This is a genomic window from Bacillus sp. AP50 (assembly GCF_040492675.1).
Lineage (GTDB): Bacteria > Bacillota > Bacilli > Bacillales > Bacillaceae_G > Bacillus_A > Bacillus_A cereus.
In genome coordinates, this window is the sequence record NZ_JBEUTW010000169.1 from 1 (window position 1) to 5,353 (window position 5,353).

Sequence of the window (5,353 nt, forward strand, 5' to 3'; positions counted from 1 at the left end):
CCCTTTTCCATAAGCAATCCATAGTTCAATGTATTGATCTAAAATAAACATCATACTCCCCCTAAAAGGTGAAAAATACTCCCTATTGTTTCTACCCTTTTTCCAACTCTCCTTTCATCTTATCATTTCAATATAGAAAGGAGGAATTAATATTGAATTATCTCTTACTTCGTTACAATAAACCTATTTTTATTAGACTGTGCGGTGAATTATTAACCCGAACGACTGAATCTATGTTAGCTCTCATTATGATTATTTACATCAATAAAATGTTAAACGGCAATGTAATTATAACTATGCTGATTTTCGGATTACAGCCACTTTCAGACATTTTATTTACACTTATTGCTGGAGGAATTACTGATAAATATGGCCGAAAAAAAATTATGTTACTCGGATTATTACTACAAGGTGTTGCAATCGGTAGTTTCGTTTTCGCTCAATCCGTTTTTATATTTGCACTGTTATATGTCATTAATGGTATTGGCCGTTCCTTATACATTCCAGCTCAGCGTGCACAAATTGCTGATTTAACAAAACAAGAGCAGCAAGCAGAAGTTTTTGCTCTCCTACAAACGATGGGAGCAATTGGATCCGTAGTCGGCCCTTTAATAGGTGCAAGTTTTTATAATACTCACCCAGAATATTTATTTATCGTGCAAAGTGTAACCCTTACGATATATGCCGTTGTTGTTTGGACCCAGCTCCCAGAAACCGTTCCACCTATGAGTAAGTCGAAACAAACAGTTGAGGCAAGTTCACCAAAGCAATTTATTTTTAAACATTATGCCATATTCGGTCTTATGGTTTCTACACTTCCTATTAGCTTTTTTTATGCACAAACTGAGACGAATTATCGTATTTTTGCAGAACATGTATTTCCTAATCTCGTATTCATACTCGCATTTATTTCAACATGCAAAGCCATTTTGGAAATCATTCTACAAATCTTCCTCGTAAAATGGTCTGAACGATTTTCTATGGCGAAAATCATCCTTATTTCTTACGCCTGCTATACAATAGCTGCAGTTGGCTTTAGTTATTCAACGACGATATTCTCGTTGTTCTTCACCTTACTCTTTTTAGTCATTGGAGAAAGTATTGCTCTAAACCATTTATTACGATTCGTTTCAGAAATTGCACCTCACAATAAACGTGGTTTATATTTTTCAATTTACGGTATACACTGGGATATATCTCGAACATGCGGACCAGTTATTGGTGCAGTTTTATTAAGTAAGTTAAATGGAAGTATGCTGTTTTATATTTGTGCTAGTTTCTTATTAATTGGAGGTATTGTTCAAGCACTGTTTGTTCAAAATTTAGAACGTAAAAAAATCATGAACCAGCCTACACATAATTTATAGGTTACTACTTTTTCAGTAGATCAATATTTCTTATTGGATGAATATTAAAAAACAAAAGTGAAGTATTTCGCGTATGAAAGTATGTTTTATTTGGCAGGAGACGTTCCTTATTTACAACTAAAAACACCTCACTTAAGGAAAGTGAGGTGTTTTTGAAATCACTTAATTTCTTATCCTGCCATTTTATTAATACTATCCTCTGGTGAAAATACAGAAATATGATCTACCTTACCAGTCGATTTTGGAATGACAAATTTCAGCTCATACTGGTTATTTACTTTGTATACATATATTTTATCTTCACCATTCTCTTTAACTGAAGATGGTTTTCCTAATGCTTTTTCAATTTCTTGTAATGTAATCAATTTTAGTTCTGCATGATATGAGCGTACATCAAAAACTTGTGACCCTTTATTAAATCCGAAAACAACATTTTTATTTGTAAAAATTGCGTACATTCCGTTCCCTGCATATTCGGTTTTATTTGCTTTCCCCCACACTTTTTCAATTTCTTCAATATCCCCTGTATGGGCTCCAAATGGTACATTAGGTACTTTTCCTTCTTTTGCGAGTTCAAACAAATCTTTAACGTGGTTAATTGATTTTTGATTAAGTGTTCTATTTTTCGAATCTGGGTCAGGCGATGGTTTTGTTGTTTTTTCATTGCTTGGTTTTGCTTCAGGATTTTTCTGTTCTTCTGAAAAATTACTTTGTTCATTTTTATTATTTTCCGAGGTTGGATTTGTTTCCTTTTTTTCGTCTGTCTCTTTACATGCGGCTAGCGCAAACATACATGTAAACACCAAAAATAACATAACTATTTTTAAATATATTTTCATCATTTTTACCCCCTATTGCATCTTATTCATTTCGTTAACCAACCCATTACACTACTTTTCAAATTATGTTTGTTCCAAAAAGTCACTGCTTCATTCTCTCCAAAAGCTTGTACAAAATATATTACAAAAGCTGTTTCTAAAAAGTAACCAAGTCTGTTATATCCGAAGTAACTACCTCCTGATAAACGAAACCATTTTCATATCCTTATTTAAACCTTCTCTTCTCAATGATAATATCCTCTATCTATAACTTAAAACATGCTCTCACAACAGCTCCTTGAAACAGAAAAAAACCAGTAGGAAGTGATTACTCTTTTCCTACTGGTTGAAATAAAATTATACGGTAAATCTTAGCTTCTTAAAAAATGTAGCGATAGTATTTTTTACAGTTTCAAAATTATAAGCAAACGTGTTATCTCCACTTAATGATGAAATACATGTTAAACCTGCAGCTTTAATAAAAGCTTTTACATCTACAAGCATAGAATTAGCCTCCATGAATTTAATTACAATCATTATAACAGGTGTTTTACGATGCTAACATGAAAGTAATAAATAAATTTCTATTATTAATTTATCCCGCTATTTGCCGGGCAGTAAGATCCCCACCTCAAAATTCAGCGGAAACAAAGAAGTTAGGTGGGGGCCCTGCTGTCCGTAAAAGCCCGATTGGTGAGGGCTGATAATCAGTGGGGATGAACACCCCCCACTGATTAAAGTTTCACTTTATTTAGCTCACAGTACACCATTCCAATGTCATATAAAAAAGCTGCCCAAAAAGGGCAGCTTCAAATATGTATATTACACTTCGATTGATTTACCATCTTCAACAATATGATAAAGTAAATGCGCTAAATGATGAATTGGACCGTATTCTTCCTCTTCCTCATCTGTTTCACCTTGGAACTCAAGATCGTTTAAGTACAGTGCTAAAAATTGATAGTATAGTTTTAAATCAAATCCGTAGCACGCAGTTGGCTCTTCATGATCACCTTCGTATTGTAACATTAAGTATTGATCGTTTCCTTCTGCATCTTCTGCGTCAAAGAATACGAAGAATCCAACGTTTGTATCTAAATCAAATAGATGACGAGTGCCTTTTTCTGTTGCTTTGTTAAAGTCCTCTTCACTTAATTTATGTACTGTTGTCGCTTTAGCATTATCTTCTTGATGGAAATTTACTGTAAATGTTTTCAATGCTGACACCTCCTGATTGTATAATACTAGCATAACATATAAAAAGGACTGCTTACAAATGTAAACAGCCCTTACATTCATTTTCGCATTGCTCGTAATAAGAAGCTTACGATGAAAATCAAAATGATCGCACCGATTAAAGCTGGAATAATTGCATATCCGCCAATGACTGGACCAAAACTACCAAGTAATTTCGAACCAACCCAAGAACCGATAATACCAGCAATAATATTACCAATTACACCACCAGGTACGTCCTTTCCAGTAATTAAGCTCGCAAGCCATCCTAATATACCACCGACGATTAAAGACCAAATCATATAATAACCTCCTTTGCATTTCACCAATCAAAATATAATTAGAAACAATTGCTTACCATTAGTTATGTGACATTTTTCATAAGTTATTCATGTTGTTCAACTTTAAGATTTTTGAGAATAATACACACAGATTAAACCTTTTTTTGAACTAACGATTTATCCGACTTGTTATTACACACATTAAGGACAATCTGGCTTCAATATTGTTCGCATAAACTCTTCTTTAAAAGCTGCATAGTTAAAACCAACAGCAATTCTTTGAATCGGCCGATTATCAAACCTTGTTGGCTCAGCTATTTTTCTAAAGTCTGCTACACTTTGGCCCCTAGTCACATCATTTGTCGTACTAATCCACACTGCCGATTTTTTATATTCGAAAATACTGTCATCTATAAACGAGATAAACGGTAGTAAATCGTGTATAGGACTTCCACCAATACCCGGATATTCTTTTTTATAGAAGTTCTCATAATAAAAATCAATCATTGGTTTAATGAGTTTCGCCTGTCCAGTTCCTTGTTTATCTATTATATTGGCCATTTCAGGCGTAATAAGCGCGCCCTGTGTTACATTTAACGGGTATATGCTAGCGTTTTTCGCATATTTCATAACAATATTTGCTGCAATTGGATCACCATAAAAATTCGCTTCAGATACTGGTGTAACATTACCTGGAAATAGGAAAGCGCCGCCCATTATATAATACGAACAAATACGATCCATTATATTTGGATACAATAAAAATAACGTAGCAAGCGTCGTTAGTCTCCCTGTCGCCACAATTATAATATCTTCTGGACAAGGTTCGATTAATTTGATTAATTCACAAAAATTTTCTCGTTTACAAATTCTCATCTCAGGTGGAATAATAGGACCTAAACCGTGATCCCCGTGGATTTCAGGGAAAAACAAAGGCTCTTCAGCTGTCATCGGTCTACTCGCACCTTCAATAATTTTCACTTGTGTAGCATAGTACCTTTCTAAAAAATAAACATTTTCCGTAACGATATCTCGTGATACATTCCCGTACTCAGCAACAATACCTAGAATATCTAATTTACATGTTTTATTTGCATAAATTAACGCTACGGCGTCATCAATACCAAAGTCTCCAAAAAAGATAATTTTCTTATTAACTATTCTCACCCCTCTTCAGCATAATCTACTATTATTATTATGTGAAAAAGACAAGGCGGTGAAACAGCGCAAACTAAAAAAGCCGCCTATTTATTGGCGACTTCAATCTTTTTATAAGACAAATATGCAAGTACATTTTTACTTGAATCGTATTTCGGGTTATTTCCTTTTCTCGGCTCTCTCATATGTGTCTTTTCAAATCCAGGAATGTCTGGCATTTTCCCCATAAATTCAAGCATTTCTTCCTCAGTACCTTCAATGCGTACACGAATCATTATAACTATTCCTCAATTCTCAGTTTCTCTGTACTAAGTATATCGTACTTCAGAAAGACTGCAACACATTTATCTTTTTAACGTTATACTTTTTTTACATATAAACATAGCCATTTCAGTATAGAACGATTCTACTTTATTATTTTTAAATTGAATATTAAAATATTCCTTCATTTCGTTTGGTGCTTTCATCATACATTCTGTTAATTTTTCACGCT

7 protein-coding genes and 2 pseudogenes are annotated in these 5,353 nt (G+C 33.8%); 1 reads left to right on the forward strand and 8 read right to left on the reverse strand.

What is annotated here, in order from left to right; all coding sequences use genetic code 11:
* The first annotated feature begins 152 nt into the window (after nt 1–152).
* Nucleotides 153–1,367, forward strand: coding sequence for an MDR family MFS transporter (locus ABWK52_RS14490; RefSeq protein ID WP_001108454.1), 1,215 nt, complete (start codon nt 153–155; stop codon nt 1,365–1,367).
* 170 nt (nt 1,368–1,537) lie between these two features.
* On the opposite strand, the gene ABWK52_RS14495 is transcribed toward ABWK52_RS14490, so the two are convergent.
* The 8 genes and pseudogenes from ABWK52_RS14495 to ABWK52_RS14530 form a co-directional block, all read right to left on the reverse strand.
* Complete coding sequence (locus ABWK52_RS14495; protein WP_002103234.1) at nt 1,538–2,209, reverse strand: YjgB family protein; 672 nt, start codon at nt 2,207–2,209, stop codon at nt 1,538–1,540.
* 23 nt (nt 2,210–2,232) lie between these two features.
* Nucleotides 2,233–2,403: pseudogene (locus ABWK52_RS14500) on the reverse strand (aminopeptidase); the annotation flags it as partial.
* A 139-nt stretch (nt 2,404–2,542) separates the two neighbouring features.
* Nucleotides 2,543–2,689 (reverse strand): hypothetical protein, encoded by a 147-nt coding sequence (locus tag ABWK52_RS14505; protein ID WP_000959548.1) that lies wholly within the window; start codon nt 2,687–2,689, stop codon nt 2,543–2,545.
* 318 nt (nt 2,690–3,007) lie between these two features.
* A complete protein-coding gene (locus tag ABWK52_RS14510; protein WP_000847587.1) occupies nt 3,008–3,403 on the reverse strand; it encodes a hypothetical protein in 396 nt (131 codons plus the stop codon).
* Between the two features lie 77 nt (nt 3,404–3,480).
* Nucleotides 3,481–3,723: a GlsB/YeaQ/YmgE family stress response membrane protein gene (locus ABWK52_RS14515; protein ID WP_000638306.1), complete on the reverse strand. Its 243-nt coding sequence runs from the start codon at nt 3,721–3,723 to the stop codon at nt 3,481–3,483.
* A gap of 180 nt (nt 3,724–3,903) precedes the next feature.
* The gene (locus ABWK52_RS14520) at nt 3,904–4,869 is read right to left on the reverse strand and encodes a nucleoside hydrolase (RefSeq protein ID WP_001223680.1); all 966 of its coding nucleotides are present in this window, start codon (nt 4,867–4,869) and stop codon (nt 3,904–3,906) included.
* A gap of 77 nt (nt 4,870–4,946) precedes the next feature.
* Nucleotides 4,947–5,135, reverse strand: coding sequence for a DUF3970 family protein (locus ABWK52_RS14525; protein WP_000621885.1), 189 nt, complete (start codon nt 5,133–5,135; stop codon nt 4,947–4,949).
* A gap of 69 nt (nt 5,136–5,204) precedes the next feature.
* A pseudogene (locus tag ABWK52_RS14530) lies at nt 5,205–5,353 on the reverse strand (class I SAM-dependent methyltransferase); the annotation flags it as partial.